Source organism: Dolichospermum sp. UHCC 0315A, assembly GCF_008121535.1.
GTDB lineage: Bacteria > Cyanobacteriota > Cyanobacteriia > Cyanobacteriales > Nostocaceae > Dolichospermum > Dolichospermum lemmermannii.
The window spans coordinates 27,293-41,975 of the sequence record NZ_CP043059.1; the positions used below are offsets into that span (position 1 = coordinate 27,293).

Genomic DNA, 14,683 nt, shown 5'->3' on the forward strand with positions numbered 1-14,683 from the left:
TACCTTATTATTATGATATTGGTGGAGGTGAAACTTTAGTTAAATTCCCCATTGTTAAACTTTTTGATTATCAATCCCGTTTAGATGAGTTAGAATCTAATAATAACCCATTTGCTATCATCACAATTGCTCACTTGAAAACAAAAGCCACAATTAGTAACCTGACAGAACGGGAGCAGTGGAAGTGGATATTAATTAGAGGATTGTACGAGCGGGGGTTAACCAAAGAACAGATAGTTAAGCTATTCAAGATCATTGATACAATGATGACTTTAAGCAAGCACTTACAAGCAGCATTAATTATTAAAATTAAAAACTTAGAGGAGGAAAGAAAAATGCCTTTAATTAGTCCAACAGAACAAATGGCGATGGAACGGGGTGAAGAACGAGGAATACAGCAAGGTGGAGAAAGGTTAATTATACGACTACTTAATCGGCGGTTTGGTGTAATTCCAGCTTCTCTAACTGAAAAAATACATCAATTATCCATTGAACAATTGGAATTATTGGGGGAAGCACTTTTTGATTTTTCTACTATAACTAATTTAGACCAATGGTTAGAGAATAGAACATAGATTATAAATTGTGGGATTGAGATTAATCAATCCCAATTCACCCATCAAAAGCAATGCCTTCTCTAGAAGACGCTAACAGAAAAACAGGCATATTATTGATATAATCTGGATACTAATATTTTAGCTACTTTTCATCTATTATTGTCTAAGTTGTAACTTCAGAGGATGGCTTTGGCTTTTTCTCAAAAGTCTGGACATTAGGTTCTAATAACACAAAACCGTTATTAGTTGCCTCTCCCATTTTCCCAGCAATAGCACCGACCCACTGAGGATAATTGGCTTGTGCATCAGTCAATTTCTTCCAAACTTTAGGTTTAACCGTGACGCTAATTATCCTTCCATCGCAGTCAATCTCAAATTGTTGCCAACCATTTTCTACAGTTTTAACTTCTGGCAGTTCGTTGATTTTGATAGTTAGTTCTAATTTTCCTTCAATCATAAATACATCCTCTATAAATTAGCTGAATTAATTAATCCACACTTTTTACAAAAAAAGGGAATAGGGAACAGGGAACAAATAAAAAACTGTGATGGAATTATCTCAATCATTTGATTTCAACTTATTCGCTAATTTTTTATCTAATGTTACTAACTCAATTTGATGATACTTAGCTGTAGCCGCAATAATAGAATCTGGTAATTTTGTTTTATGGGTATATCTAAAATTAATAGTTTCGTCCTCAATTTCTGATGTAATTGCTAAATAGGTCATCTGATTTAATAAAGATTTAATCGCTTCTTTTTCCATAGAACTTATAGAAGGAAAACTCAGTAACTCCATCCGAGTTATAGCACTATAAGCACATTCATTAACTTTAATCAGCTTATCTTTTAGCAGATTTAAAATTATTAAATCACGTTGAAACAACCCAATTAAAATACTTGTATCTAACAGATACTTAAGTCCATTCATCACGTAATACTTTTTGTAACTCTAAGGGGTCTTGATTTTTAAATACAGGAAACTCAGGTAAATCATTAACTATATTTACCAATAATTGAGATGATTGTTTTTGTCGTTCTACTAATAACATTTTTTTGATAACTTCTTGGACAACCATTTCCATATTAGGCAACTCTAAAAGTTGTTTTCCTAACTCATCAGGTAACTCTATCACAACTTGCATAAGTTTTATTCTCCTAAAATGATAGCTCAATTCCCAATTCTTTACAGAATAAACTGATTTTAACATCAGTTACTTTACTTTGTTGCTAATCATGATCTTGATTATACTGTAATCGAGAACATTTAAAATCTTGTCTAAGAGGATGTTTGAAAAGTGGTATTCCGTAATTTTCATCACATTGCTACCCCCCTTTCCCCTTGTAAAGGGGGGAAACAATAAAAATCCAGTTCCCTCCCCTTTACAAGGGGAGGGTTAGGGTGGGGTAAAAAATATTTGATACATCAACCATAACTTTTCAAACACCCTCTAACCTGTGTTTCCAACTTCAATAACCCCACCCCTCCCATCTTTCACCATAGCTATCTCTACTATTGCTCCAATAAATGCCCCTAGAATATCCGGTGCTAATTCCCTAGTAATCCTGCTAAATGCCTGATAACCAATAGTTTTAGCCACTTCTAGCAGTTCCTGGACAACTTCTGGAGGCGGGTTGTCTTTGATTAGGGGTAAATAGTCATTGACTAAGAATTTTTCATCTTCTGAGAGTCCAGAAAAATTATTACTACCCCTATATAGAGCTTCTATTAGGACTAGTAATATTTTTTTGAGGGCATTGAACCCACCAAATTTACTAGCTATTTTAGAAATATAGGGCTGTGATAATTTGCTTATTTTAGCAACGGCTTTTTGTGTACATTTAATCCCTGTGTCTATACATTGCTTAAATGCTCCTAATAGATAATATCTGCTTACCTGTTCTCTATCACCTGCTGTTGGTGTAATTTCAAAAGCAGTGGTTTTGGTTAAGGTTGCACCGGGGTAATAATCCAGTAGGTAACTGAGATCATCATCACTGGTGAGATAAATTGTTAGTGCTTCATCAGGGCGGCGGTTGGCTCGGAGTCTGCCTCCCATCTGAATAATCTCTGCTTTCACTAAATGCTCTATATACTCCTGAAATTGGAAATTATCTTTACTAGTGTCATAATCCCCTGTTAAAGTTGCGTATTTAGCCGCTACAGCCCCTATATCCTGATAAGGTGAACCAATCGCAAATAAAGCATCGTGATTCATGTATTTATTAGTACCGCGATTATCCTTAAACCAGTAACCTTCACCATCTTGTTTGTGTTTGAGGTGGTCAATCACTCCCAAATTTTGATGTTTAGATGTTAAGTCTATTCTTAGAGCATCTAATTGTTTAACTTTTGATTCACTTCTGTCTTTACCACATAATCCTAAATCAGTAATTTGTACCACTTTTAGATTTGAGTAGTTAGGTAACTTCTCACAGATGACTAAGATCTCACTGGCATCTATTCCTAATTCAAAGGCTACTGTTTTTCGGGTAGCAGTTGCATCTAGTAAAAACACATTTTGGAATTTACTTAGTACCTCTAATTGTCTGCTGTTTTTTGTGGTAATGATTAACTTGTGATGTTTAATCCTCAATGCTCCAGAACTAATATTAGCAATTATCTCTAATAATGGTGTTAACCAATTCACTATTAGGTTATCTAATAATTCATGGGATTCTTGACTGGCTTCTTTACCGAATGTATAACGAATATATTTCAAGGTTTTGGGGTTTATTCCCTTTCTTTCACTTGTGTCAATTCCATCTAAGGATACGCTATCAGCAGCTTGAAAGATATCTTCTAAGTCAGGTGATAGCACTTTTAAAGCCTCAATGATATTGGGGATAATTTTATGGTCAATGTCTCCCAATATCGACCTTACTTGATTATGATTATAACCATAGTAATTTTCTTTATGTTTGGAAGATAAATATTGCTCCAATGGTGAGATAAAATCTTTGATTTGTTTCCAAACTTCTGGTAAATGTCTAGCAATTTCTCCTAAAGTCTTTTGGTAATCTGTTAATGATAATTCTGTAGTTTCCACTAGATTAATTTGACGACTAGATTCATCTACAAAAGCTAGGGATTTTTCGGGTATTTCTGATGGTAATGAATCAATATGGCATCTGATTCTATCTTTCATCAGTGCCTCACGCCGGTCTCTCCTGAAAGTTGCACCAGCTATTTTATCTAATATATCACCTTCAAAATCTACACCTTGACAATTGGCTTTGAATTTACAAGTATGACAAATGGGATTTAATGATGATTCACTATTTGATTCTTGATGATAGCCTTTAGATGCTAATTTATGAAATAAAGGTGTTTTGTGACAATTCCCGGAAATATTGGCTTCTTGATCTTTAGGCCAGTTAATGGTGGGATTACCCAAGGGGGTTAAGTTGTTATCATCTGCATACATTCCATTATTTCTAACTGGTAAATCTGTATAGTTTTCTTCTATTGATTTAGTGGTGGGATTGCGGTGTTCACTTGATATGTACCAGAGTTTATTGACTTGTAACCATTCTGGTATAGTTTCTCCTACAAAGTTGGATTTACCAGCCCCAGCACTGGACATATCCAAGATATATTTTTTGCCACTTTGAATACTTTGATTGTAGGTTTCTAATCTATCAGCAGGATTAAACCATACATCAACATCTAAATTACTCCTAGATGATTGTTTAAGTGGAATAGATGCTGGTATAGATTGTGGTATATGTGCTTGCTTGAGCAGGGTTTCGATAAATAGTTTACATTCCCAATCTTCCCCAGATATTTCCTGATTAACAGGTTGTTTTGCTACTGCTAATATGGCATCTATGTATGTATGCAGATGTTCTTTATAAGCTGTCTGAATTTCATTCTCTAGTAGTTGTCTACTGTATAATCCATCTGCTATTAAATCAGCGATATCATAGCCGTCTGTACTATCTGGATTTAATCTCTGGGGATTTAATTGAATGTATGCTAATTGTGCTTTGTTAGCTGCGATTCTTAGTTTATTGGCTTTGTTGTAACCTGCTTTGTCATCGTCGGGATAACATACAATACCAGCGATATCATAAGATTTTAAGCATTGACAATATTGTTCTAGTTTGGCATCTGTCCATTGTGAACCTTGAAAGGTAGTGGTAAGTAAATTTTGTTGTCTAGCAGCATCAGTACATTTTTCTCCTTCAACTACTAAGATAAATTGGCCTTGACCATGTTTGATGATTTCTTCTTGATGGTAAACAGGCCAGGGTTTGTCACCAATTCCCTTCACACTGTCACCAAGAATATCCAGATGGTAAGGAATGGTGAGCTTTTTCTGTTCACCATCTTCTATAAATTCGTATCTAATTACATACTGTGTATCTGAGTATGTATAGATGATTTGTGATCCTCTACTGTTATGTTTCTTTTGCGGAACAAGACTAGGAGCAGGTAATTTGGCTAATTCAATGATTTGAGGTAATGGTGCTGGTAACGGATCTGGTTTTTTGGCAGGGGTGATCTGTTGGTAGTTGATTCTGCCGTTGTCAATACCCGCTTGTTTTAAAGCATCTTCTAAAGGATTAACAGCTTCTCGGATATCTTTTAGATGCTGTTTGTTGCCAGGATCTGCCCAACATTGGTACTTACCAGTTTTAATATCTACGGTTAATGAACCTTCACAGACTGGACAAATATATCTATTTTTGCCTTTCTTGGGAGTGAGTCTGTCTAGGAAGTTCCTGATATCAAAGGTTTCTAGGTTCTTATTCATGCCACACCCCCACTAATTGCAATGGGTTGGCAAGAATTAGAAGAAAAATGTTTACACTTTTGTAATTTGCAGTCTATAATCAAAAGATAAGACTGCCATGAATTAGTTCTCATGGTTCTCATTTGTTGATCCAGACCTTTTACTTAGCTGCTTTCTCAGGGCGAGGGTAAGTAAAGAACTGGGTTTGCTAATTTTGAAATTTTCTAAGCTCTCAAATTGTTCTCAAGACAGTTTGGGAGTTTTGATTTATACTGGTAATCAAGGGTTATCATTCTTCAAAGCTATGAAGCATGATTGAAAAATTGACTACTGATTACAATCATACTATATCAAAGAAAACCAATTTCAGGAAAATTTATTTTTACTACTAAAATTTCTTAATCTGTATTATACGTGTCTAAAAGCTCATGTACATGAAAGTTTTTACTATCCTTTGGTGATGATAGGCGATCACTTCATAAATTCACTCTCCCTGATTTTCCAACTTTAAAAAATGCACCATTCCACACCTATCACCCGCAACAATAGTCACTCCATCTGGTGCAACTGCACAGGAGAAAAACGGAGCGTGACTTTTGAAAGTAGCTATCACCTCCCTCGTCTCTAAATTCCACATGATAGTTCTGTTCCAATAACCAGAAATCACCCGTTTACCGTCTGCTGTGACTGCTACTGATTGTACAGAACCACTGTGACCTGTGAGGGTAAATAAATTCTCCCCTGTTTCTAAATTCCACACCTTTATAGTTCCATCAAGAGAACCAGAAATCGCCCGTTTTCCATCGGCTGTCACTGCGACTGATGTTACCCACCCACGATGAGGATCATGTTTGAGGGTGAACAGTTTCTCCTCAGTTTCTAAATTCCACACCGTCACAGTTCCATCACGAGAACTGGAAATCGCCCGTTTTCCATCGGCTGTCACTGCGACTGATGTTACCCACCCACAATGAGGATGATGTTTGAGGGTGAACAGTTCCTCTCCTGTCTCTAAGTTCCATACTTTCTTCACAGGTATAGGTAGAGGTTCACAACCAACACCACCAAATGTGGCAATTCTTCGACTAGAAAACTGACTTGTTCTAATTCATCTTATCGAGAAGCTGATATATTCCATATTGCGGCTGTTAATTTTTGTCTAAAAACAACATAGCAGCCGATATCTTATAGTTTTAGTTCATATCATAATAATGTTCATAGTAGTATTTTTCTAATTCATCTTCTATAACATCATAATATTCATCATATTCATCACATTTTAAAAGATTTTTTTCATATACAGAACTCCATAACTCTGAAGTAATATCTTTGCTTAAATCAAGATTCCATTTTTGTTCAAACCAATTTTTTGCTTCGTCGCAAATATGTTTATCTGTGAAATAACAATTTAGTTCTCTTATAGTATTTGTTAACCCATTTCTTGTAAGGTTGCTACTCCCTATAAAAATACTATTTTCGTTCTCAAGATTTTCATGTGTGAAAATATATATTTTAGAATGAGTATTTGGTATAAGTTTAACAGTTAACTTATTTGTCTGTTCACCAAATTGTAGAAACTGAACTAATTTATTTAAATTTTGAGTTTCTTTTTTTAGATTAATATCTTTGTGAAAAAAATCATCAAAAAATAATTTTTTATTAATATCATTATTTTCTCCTGTTCCTACTAACAATCTAATAGTACCATTATTTATATATAAAATATCTTGTAAAGATTCTACAATTAAACACCACCCACTAAATTTAAAATAACCAACACAAATATCAACTTGTATAGAATTTTTGATCAATTCATTTAGTTTTTTTAAAAAAGATTCGTTTTCATTATCAAATAAATTTTTCATATTAATAATTTTCAAACATCCTGTAAATGAAATTGAACAATGTTGTTATACTCACATCTTGCACCAATAAAAATTGATGAAATTTTATTACTCTATATAATACCAAAACCATTGATTTAGAGATAAAATACTGTAACAATCAGGTATCTTTATCGCCTATTTTTTAAAATCCTCTGTGTCTATACGTAGATATGCAAGGTATGAGTATAGCTCATTGTGGAATATTAAGGATTAAATCTCCAGTTTTTTCTGACAAAAAATGATTTATGGCTAAATTAATTATTCTTGGTTTTAGCGGATCTATGATATCTAAATTACCATATTTAAGATAAATTATCACGGCTACTTGTAAATCTGTATGAACTATACCTACTGCTAATGATCTATTAAAATCTGCTCTCCTAATCCAGATTTGAAAATTATTACTAAATTCAGCTTTTAAGTTTTCAAAATAATTTGTGTATTTTTTTTCGTTTTCATATAAGATATTCGGATCGTAAAGTTTATCAGTCATAGGTAATATCGAGCAAGAGTATTATGATGAATGTTCTTATTCTATAGGATTTGTATGATTTTGTATATGGTTTGATTATACAACCCACCTTTTGCACCCTAAACTTCGTTTTTTCTGAAGTCGTGGAAAGCCATATACTGACTTTGATTTATACCTATTAGTTTTGACACTATTCATCTTGAAAGTGATCACTAATATTCAGTTCAACGTAAAAACACTATAAAAATTCTGTATAATAGATAGCTAGATTGCAAGCAACTTTGGCATTCTCCATACATCAAACTTTTTCTGTAGTGTAATCATGAAGTTTCCTCTAGCTTTTCTTGCTATTCCATTTGTATTTATTATTCAGCAGGGTGCTTTCGCACAAATTTCTAATCCCTATTCAGTTCCCATGAAATTACGTGCGCCAATAAGAACTTGGGCAGGTGATGGTGTTTGTCTATGCCCTTATGATCAAGTAGTGACTGAAGGTATAAGCCTGTTCTTTACGGATGAAGACAAAACATATACCTGTGGAAAAACTTCTGCGTATATTAGAACTGGCGGACGTGAGCCTGCTTGTTATGTAGAAGACAGAAATCCATATGGTCGTGAACAAGCGAGACAAGTTGAAGAACAATGTAGGTCACTGGGTTCACAAGCCTGTTATGTCGACTTCATGAACAGATTTTAGTCGCGTAAAGATGGATCTTTCACCAGTGTGATGTCATTATTCTTTGATAAAATCAGAGGAAGAGGAAATGAGCCTTTTGAGGTCAAGCAATGCTTTTATCCATCAAAACGAAACTCAAGTTAAATAAAAACCAAGAAATATTAATGGCTAAACACGCTGGCATAGCAAGGTTTACCTATAATTGGGGTTTAGCGACTTGGCAAAATTTGTATAAAGATGGACTAAAACCAGATAAATATATACTCAAAAAATTTTTTAATAATTATGTTAAACCTGAATTTACATGGATTAAAGAAAAAGGTATTTGTCAAAAAATTACTCAATATGCTTTTGATAATTTAGGTGAATCCTTTGGCTAGACTGTGCCGAATCGGGAGTTTTGTACGCTAAGAAAATTTCAAAAAAGTTGAAAGCCTTGACTATCAATAGTTTCATAAAATATCATCCGAATGAAATTTTTTGTATTTTAGAACAATGGTCGTTAAAAAATTTCCAAAGAGTTGAACGCTAACAATCTTTAATGGCAAGGCTTTGGGCGATTGCTCCGATTTCTTAGCGTACAAAATTCCTAAATTGGCACAGTTTAGCCACACCTAACACCAATAGCTTAATTTCAAATAGCGATCGCCCCCCACATTTTATATTTCCGCGTCTTTGACACCCAATACTAATAATTTTATTTCAAAGAGCGATCGCCGCATTTTCCCCCAAGAACCATAAGTATTAGCCTTGACTTTATCTAATTCAGATTGTTTAGATAAATATCCCTCAGTATCATTATTGCCACGGATGTAGCGTAATTCAAATACTTTAAATTGATCAATAGCTCTTGCACCTACAACTTGAGCTATTTGGAAATCAGTTTTACCTTCATCGAATTTTACTAGAGCTACTGCCACTTTTTCTCTAGTCATATCTGCAAGTTGCGCTCTAGCTCGTTGTAGTTCAGCTACTTTAATTTGGAGATCGGAGATGGCGATAGCGAAGCGCGGGAGATAATACTCCCCCTCGACCTAACTTTACCCCTAAATCACTTATTTTCCCAGTTGGTTTAAATTTCGCTTTCTTCTAGCGTCTCTCTTTTGCTGTGCTTTATTTAGTTTCTCAAGTTGTTTAAATCTAGGAGAAGTAGTAAAATTTAAGGATATGGGGTTCTCTGTATCAGTCGCTTTTATAGTTTTAGGAGAGATATCTGTGATATCCTTTAAACCAAATTTGACAAGCACTTCATCATAATCTCCTATCACATCCTCATCAACACACCCTGCTTGAAAAGCTCGCTCAATTAAAGGTAAACAATCTATTGCATTCATATCAGAAAGCACCCAGATAATATGACCGTTAAACTCAGGATCATTTTCTCTAAAAGATTCTAAATGTTGAGATAAAGAAGTAACACAATGCTGGTAATGCTCTGGATAGACAGAGGCAATGGTTTTAATAGTTAACATAGCTGTAATTCGGGGAAATTGCCCATGAGAATCATTAGCGATATAAGTAGAAAGTGCCGGAATTACAGGTAAACCAATCAGGCTTAAAACATTTTTTAATTCTTCATCCAAAATGGACAATACTTCATTATTAAAATCAAAATCATCAAGTTTGGATAATAAGCTAATTAACGGCTCAATTGCTGCTTCTACTCGGAATTTTCCTAATATACGTATTGCATGAATTGGTGCATATTCAAATAAACCACTTTCATCAGACAAAAGCGCGTTATGGTCTATATTGTAAAAATCTTCATCAGTTGCTAAACTGATCAACTCAGGAATATGTTCAGTAGTAATACCTGATTTCTCATAATTAGGCCATTTATCTGGTGATAATTTCCCTGTCCCTTCTTGATAATTAAACAATTGAGCAACAGTCTCGGAATAACTATTTTGTGACATACAAATCAAAGTTGAATTTTAATACTGTTTGCATAGATTTATTAATTTGATTCTAACGCAAAACAACAACTATTGAATCAATGTTGAAACCTATATCCCACATTCCGCACTTCATTTTGTAGTACAGATACAAGTGTAATAAGTAACAGAAATAACTTAAACATAAACACAGCGGTTTCCGCTCTTATGAGGTACAAAGTTGAATCATGAAACTCTTGTAGTGCGGGCATCTTGCCCGCTAATGGTGTACCTCATAACACCGAGAAGTGCTGTATAGACAGTAATATAAAAATTGCCAACAAATTGAAATTAATAAGGTATTGACAATAAATTCAGAAGAAAAAATGAGTCTGAAGGAAATCAAAATACCAAAAAATATGAATTACCAAAAAGAAGAATTTGAGAGTAAAAACTTAGATCACTTAGGAATAATAGATGAAATAGGAATAGTAGAAAAAATTAATAAGCTATTCTTAGTAAATAGTAGAGAGAAAGTAAATACAGGCGAAGTAGTTAAAGCAATCATTCTGAATTAACTAGGTTTTGTATCAACGACAGGCTCAGTACAAGTCCTGCCCGTCCTTGATAATTAGGGGACTTTTCGGCCCGCACCACAAGAAATTTTTGAGTATTTTTTTAATTGGAAGTCCCTAATCGTAGGCATACCTCCCATCTTTCACTATAGCTATATCTACTATTGCTCCAATAAATGCCCCTAGAATATCCGGTGCTAATTCCCTAGTAATCCTGCTAAATGCCTGATAACCAATAGTTTTAGCCACTTCTAGCAGTTCCTGGACAACTTCTGGAGGCGGGTTGTCTTTGATTAGGGGTAAATAGTCATTGACTAAGGATTTTTCATCGTCTGACAGGTCAGAAAAATTATTACTACCCCTATATAGAGCTTCTATTAGGACTAGTAATATTTTTTTGAGGGCATTGAACCCACCAAATTTACTAGCTATTTTAGAAATATAGGGCTGTGATAATTTGCTTATTTTAGCAACGGCTTTTTGTGTACATTTAATCCCTGTGTCTATACATTGCTTAAATGCTCCTAATAGATAATATCTGCTTACCTGTTCTCTATCACCTGCTGTTGGTGTAATTTCAAAAGCAGTGGTTTTGGTTAAGGTTGCACCGGGGTAATAATCCAGTAGGTAACTGAGATCATCATTACTGGTAAGATAAATTGTTAGTGCTTCATCAGGGCGACGGTTTGCTCGTAGTCTGCCTCCCATCTGAATAATCTCTGCTTTCACTAAATGCTCTATATATTCCTGAAATTGGGGATTATCTTTACTAGTGTCGTAATCCCCTGTTAAAGTTGCGTATTTAGAAGCTACAGCCCCTATATCCTGATAAGGTGAACCAATAGCAAATAAAGCATCGTGATTCATGTATTTATTAGTACCGCGATTATCCTTAAACCAGTAACCTTCACCATCTTGTTTGTGTTTGAGGTGGTCAATGACTCCTAAATTTTGATGATTAGATGCTAATGCTGTTTTTGTGGCATCTAATTGTTTAACTTTTGATTTACTTCTGTCTTTACCACATAATCCTAAATCAGTAATTTGTACTACTTTTAGATTTGAGTAGTTAGGTAATTTTTCACAGATGACTAATATCTCACTGGCATCTATTCCTAATTCAAAGGCTACTGTTTTCCGGGTAGCAGTTGCATCCAGTAAAAACACATTTTGGAATTTACTTAGTACCTCTAATTGTCTGGTGTTTTTTGTGGTAATGATTAGCTTGTGATGTTTAATCCTCAATGCCCCAGGACTAATATTAGCAATGATTTCTAATAATGGCGTTAACCAATTCACTATTAGGTTATCTAATAATTCATGGGATTCTTGACTTGCTTCTTTACCGAATGTATAACGAATATATTTTAAGGTTTTGCGGCTTATCCCCTTCCTTTCACTTGTGTCAATTCCATCTAAGGATACGCTATCAGCAGCTTGAAAGATATCTTCTAAATCAGGCGATAGCACCTTTAAATCCTCAATGATATTGGAGATAATGTTATGGTCAATGTCTCCAAATATAGACCTTACTTGATTATGATTATAACCATAGTAATTTTCTTTATGCTTGGAAGATAAATATTGCTCCAATGGTGAGATAAAATCTTTGATTTGTTTCCATACTTCAGGTAAATGTCTAGCAATTTCTCCTAAAGTCTTTTGGTAATCTGTTAATGATAATTCTGTAGTTTCCACTAGATTAATTTGACGACTAGATTCATCTACAAAAGCTAGGGATTTTTCGGGTATTTCTGATGGTAATGAATCAATATGGCATCTGATTCTATCTTTCATCAGTGCCTCACGCCGATCTCTCCTGAAAGTTGCACCAGCTATTTTATCTAATATATTACCTTCAAAATCTACACCTTGACAATTGGCTTTGAATTTACAAGTATGACAAATGGGATTTAATGATGATTCACTATTTGATTCTTGATGATAGCCTTTAGATGCTAATTTATGAAATAAAGGTGTTTTGTGACAATTCCCGGAAATATTGGCTTCTTGATTTTGAGGCCAGTTAATGGTGGGATTACCCAAGGGGGTTAAGTTGTTCTCATCTGCATACATTCCATTATTTCTAACTGGTAAATCTGTGTAGTTTTCTTCTATTGATTTAGTGGTCGGATTGCGGTGTTCATTGGATATGTACCACAATTTATTGACTTGTAACCATTCTGGTATAGTTTCTCCTACAAAGTTGGATTTACCAGCCCCAGCACTGGACATATCCAAGATATATTTTTTGCCACTTTGAATACTTTGATTGTAGGTTTCTAATCTATTAGCAGAATCAAACCATATATCAACATCTAAATTACTCCTAGATGATTGTTGAAGTGGAATAGATGTTGGGATAGATGCTGGGATAGATGCTGGTATAGATTGTGGTATATGTGCTTGCTTGAGCAGGGTTTCGATAAATAGTTTACATTCCCAATCTTCCCTAGATATTTCCTGATTAACAGGTTGTTTTCCTACTGCTAATATGGCATCTATGTATGTATTCAGATATTCTTTATAAGCTGTCTGAATTTCATTCTCTAGTAGTTGTCTACTGTATAATCCATCCGCTATTAAATCAGCGATATCATAGCCGTCTGTACTATCTGGATTTAATCTCTGGGGATTTAATTCAATGTATGGTAATTGTGCTTTGTTGGCTGCTATTCTTAGTTTGTTAGCTTTGTTGCAACCTGCTTTGTCATGGTCAGGATAATATACAATACCAGCGATATTATGAGATTTTAAGCATTGACAATATTGTTCTAGTTTGGCCTCTGTCCACTGTGAACCCTGAAAGGTAGTGGTAAGTAAATTTTGTTGTCTAGCAGCATCAGTACATTTTTCCCCTTCAACTACTAAAACAAATTGGTTTTTACCATGTTTGATGATTTCTTTTTGATGGTAAACAGGCCAGGGTTTGTCACCAATTCCGTTCACACTGTCACCAAGAATATCCAGATGGTAAGGAATGGTGAGTTTTTTCTGTTCACCATCTTCTATAAATTCGTATCTAACTACATACTGTGTATCTGAGTATGTATAGATGATTTGTGATCCTCTACTGTTATGTTTCTTTTGAGGAACAACACCAGGGGCGGGTAATTTGGCTAATTCAATGTTTTGGGGTAATGGTGCTGGTAATGGTGCTGGTAAAGGATCTGGTTTTTTGGCAGGGGTGATCTGTTGGTAGTTGATTCTGCCATTGTCAATACCTGCTTGTTTTAAAGCATCTTCTAAGGGATTAACAGCTTCTCTGATATCTTTTAAATGCTGTTTGTTGTCAGGATCTGCCCAACATTGGTACTTACCAGTTTTAATATCTACGGTTAATGAACCTTCACAGACTGGGCAAACATATCTATTTTTGCCTTTCTTGGGAGTGAGTCTGTCTAGGAAGTTCCTAATATCAAAGGTTTCTAGTATTTTATTCATGCCACACCCCCACTAATTGCAATGGGTTGGCAAGAATTAGAAGAAAAATGTTTACACTTTTGTACTTTGCAGTCTATAATCAAAATATAAGACTGCCATGAATTAGTTCTCATGGTCGTTAGTCCGGTGATCCAGACCTTTTACTTAGCTGCTTTCCACGGCGAGGGTAAGTAAAGAACTGGGTTTGCTAATTTTGAAATTTTCTAAGCTCTCAAATTGTTTATAACACAGTTTGGGAGTTTTGATTTATACTTGTGATCAAGGGTTATCATTCTTCAAAGAGCTATAAAGCATGATTGCAAGATTGACTACTGACTACGATTATAGTATATCAAACAAAATCTATTTCAGGAAAATTTATTTTTCTTTCTAAAATATGTTAATTTATACCACAATAGTCTAAAATTATATGTATATCAATATTTTCTTTACTAAACTTTTTGATAATTACTTTCAGTAA

13 protein-coding genes and 1 pseudogene are annotated in these 14,683 nt (G+C 34.5%); 4 read left to right on the forward strand and 10 right to left on the reverse strand.

What is annotated here, in order from left to right; all coding sequences use genetic code 11:
• Nucleotides 1-134 precede the first annotated feature (134 nt).
• Nucleotides 135-575 (forward strand): DUF4351 domain-containing protein, encoded by a 441-nt coding sequence (locus BMF77_RS26070; protein ID WP_246863023.1) that lies wholly within the window; start codon nucleotides 135-137, stop codon nucleotides 573-575.
• Between the two features lie 145 nt (nucleotides 576-720).
• Here BMF77_RS26070 and BMF77_RS26075 read toward each other — a convergent pair whose 3' ends face one another.
• The 7 genes from BMF77_RS26075 to BMF77_RS26105 all read right to left on the reverse strand — a co-directional run bounded on the left by BMF77_RS26075 (nucleotide 721) and on the right by BMF77_RS26105 (nucleotide 7,675).
• Nucleotides 721-1,014, reverse strand: a complete 294-nt coding sequence (locus tag BMF77_RS26075) for a fertility inhibition FinO-like protein (RefSeq protein WP_148766546.1) — start codon at nucleotides 1,012-1,014, stop codon at nucleotides 721-723.
• Nucleotides 1,015-1,116: 102 nt separating this feature from the next.
• Nucleotides 1,117-1,488 (reverse strand): type II toxin-antitoxin system VapC family toxin, encoded by a 372-nt coding sequence (locus tag BMF77_RS26080; RefSeq protein WP_148766548.1) that lies wholly within the window; start codon nucleotides 1,486-1,488, stop codon nucleotides 1,117-1,119.
• Complete coding sequence (locus BMF77_RS26085) at nucleotides 1,475-1,702, reverse strand: hypothetical protein (protein ID WP_148766551.1); 228 nt, start codon at nucleotides 1,700-1,702, stop codon at nucleotides 1,475-1,477. The genes BMF77_RS26080 and BMF77_RS26085 overlap by 14 nt, the downstream gene beginning before the upstream one ends.
• A gap of 306 nt (nucleotides 1,703-2,008) precedes the next feature.
• A complete protein-coding gene (locus tag BMF77_RS26090; protein ID WP_148766553.1) occupies nucleotides 2,009-5,317 on the reverse strand; it encodes a hypothetical protein in 3,309 nt (1,102 codons plus the stop codon).
• Between the two features lie 463 nt (nucleotides 5,318-5,780).
• A complete protein-coding gene (locus BMF77_RS26095; protein WP_246863024.1) occupies nucleotides 5,781-6,329 on the reverse strand; it encodes a WD40 repeat domain-containing protein in 549 nt (182 codons plus the stop codon).
• Nucleotides 6,330-6,489: 160 nt separating this feature from the next.
• Nucleotides 6,490-7,161 carry a restriction endonuclease PLD domain-containing protein gene (locus BMF77_RS26100; RefSeq protein ID WP_148766557.1) on the reverse strand — a complete coding sequence of 224 codons (672 nt, stop codon included), beginning with the start codon at nucleotides 7,159-7,161 and terminating at the stop codon, nucleotides 6,490-6,492.
• Nucleotides 7,162-7,372: 211 nt separating this feature from the next.
• Nucleotides 7,373-7,675, reverse strand: coding sequence for a hypothetical protein (locus BMF77_RS26105; RefSeq protein ID WP_148766558.1), 303 nt, complete (start codon nucleotides 7,673-7,675; stop codon nucleotides 7,373-7,375).
• Between the two features lie 301 nt (nucleotides 7,676-7,976).
• On the opposite strand from BMF77_RS26105, the gene BMF77_RS26110 reads away from it, so the two are divergent.
• Both BMF77_RS26110 and BMF77_RS26115 read left to right on the forward strand, forming a co-directional pair.
• On the forward strand, nucleotides 7,977-8,351 hold the full coding sequence (locus BMF77_RS26110) for a hypothetical protein (protein ID WP_148766560.1): 375 nt from the start codon (nucleotides 7,977-7,979) through the stop codon (nucleotides 8,349-8,351).
• 89 nt (nucleotides 8,352-8,440) lie between these two features.
• Nucleotides 8,441-8,710, forward strand: coding sequence for a helix-turn-helix domain-containing protein (locus BMF77_RS26115; RefSeq protein WP_246863025.1), 270 nt, complete (start codon nucleotides 8,441-8,443; stop codon nucleotides 8,708-8,710).
• A 279-nt stretch (nucleotides 8,711-8,989) separates the two neighbouring features.
• Here the strand turns inward: BMF77_RS26115 and BMF77_RS26120 are convergent, their stop codons facing one another.
• Both BMF77_RS26120 and BMF77_RS26125 read right to left on the reverse strand, forming a co-directional pair.
• Nucleotides 8,990-9,265: a hypothetical protein gene (locus tag BMF77_RS26120; RefSeq protein WP_246863026.1), complete on the reverse strand. Its 276-nt coding sequence runs from the start codon at nucleotides 9,263-9,265 to the stop codon at nucleotides 8,990-8,992.
• Between the two features lie 120 nt (nucleotides 9,266-9,385).
• Nucleotides 9,386-10,246, reverse strand: a complete 861-nt coding sequence (locus BMF77_RS26125; protein ID WP_148766562.1) for a HEAT repeat domain-containing protein — start codon at nucleotides 10,244-10,246, stop codon at nucleotides 9,386-9,388.
• 377 nt (nucleotides 10,247-10,623) lie between these two features.
• Here BMF77_RS26125 and BMF77_RS26130 point away from each other — a divergent pair.
• Nucleotides 10,624-10,779 (forward strand): annotated as a pseudogene (locus tag BMF77_RS26130) (DUF4277 domain-containing protein); the annotation flags it as partial.
• Between the two features lie 117 nt (nucleotides 10,780-10,896).
• Here the strand turns inward: BMF77_RS26130 and BMF77_RS26135 are convergent.
• The gene (locus BMF77_RS26135) at nucleotides 10,897-14,223 is read right to left on the reverse strand and encodes a hypothetical protein (RefSeq protein WP_148766564.1); all 3,327 of its coding nucleotides are present in this window, start codon (nucleotides 14,221-14,223) and stop codon (nucleotides 10,897-10,899) included.
• Between the last annotated feature and the right edge of the window lie 460 nt (nucleotides 14,224-14,683).

Bases quoted from the DNA above. Each gene is read 5' to 3' on its own strand.
- BMF77_RS26075 (WP_148766546.1), bottom strand. From the start codon at position 1,014: ATGATTGAAGGAAAATTAGAACTAACTATCAAAATCAACGAACTGCCA.
- BMF77_RS26080 (WP_148766548.1), bottom strand. From the start codon at position 1,488: ATGAATGGACTTAAGTATCTGTTAGATACAAGTATTTTAATTGGGTTG.
- BMF77_RS26085 (WP_148766551.1), bottom strand. From the start codon at position 1,702: ATGCAAGTTGTGATAGAGTTACCTGATGAGTTAGGAAAACAACTTTTA.
- BMF77_RS26090 (WP_148766553.1), bottom strand. From the start codon at position 5,317: ATGAATAAGAACCTAGAAACCTTTGATATCAGGAACTTCCTAGACAGA.
- BMF77_RS26100 (WP_148766557.1), bottom strand. From the start codon at position 7,161: ATGAAAAATTTATTTGATAATGAAAACGAATCTTTTTTAAAAAAACTA.
- BMF77_RS26105 (WP_148766558.1), bottom strand. From the start codon at position 7,675: ATGACTGATAAACTTTACGATCCGAATATCTTATATGAAAACGAAAAA.
- BMF77_RS26110 (WP_148766560.1), top strand. From the start codon at position 7,977: ATGAAGTTTCCTCTAGCTTTTCTTGCTATTCCATTTGTATTTATTATT.
- BMF77_RS26115 (WP_246863025.1), top strand. From the start codon at position 8,441: ATGCTTTTATCCATCAAAACGAAACTCAAGTTAAATAAAAACCAAGAA.
- BMF77_RS26120 (WP_246863026.1), bottom strand. From the start codon at position 9,265: ATGACTAGAGAAAAAGTGGCAGTAGCTCTAGTAAAATTCGATGAAGGT.
- BMF77_RS26125 (WP_148766562.1), bottom strand. From the start codon at position 10,246: ATGTCACAAAATAGTTATTCCGAGACTGTTGCTCAATTGTTTAATTAT.
- BMF77_RS26135 (WP_148766564.1), bottom strand. From the start codon at position 14,223: ATGAATAAAATACTAGAAACCTTTGATATTAGGAACTTCCTAGACAGA.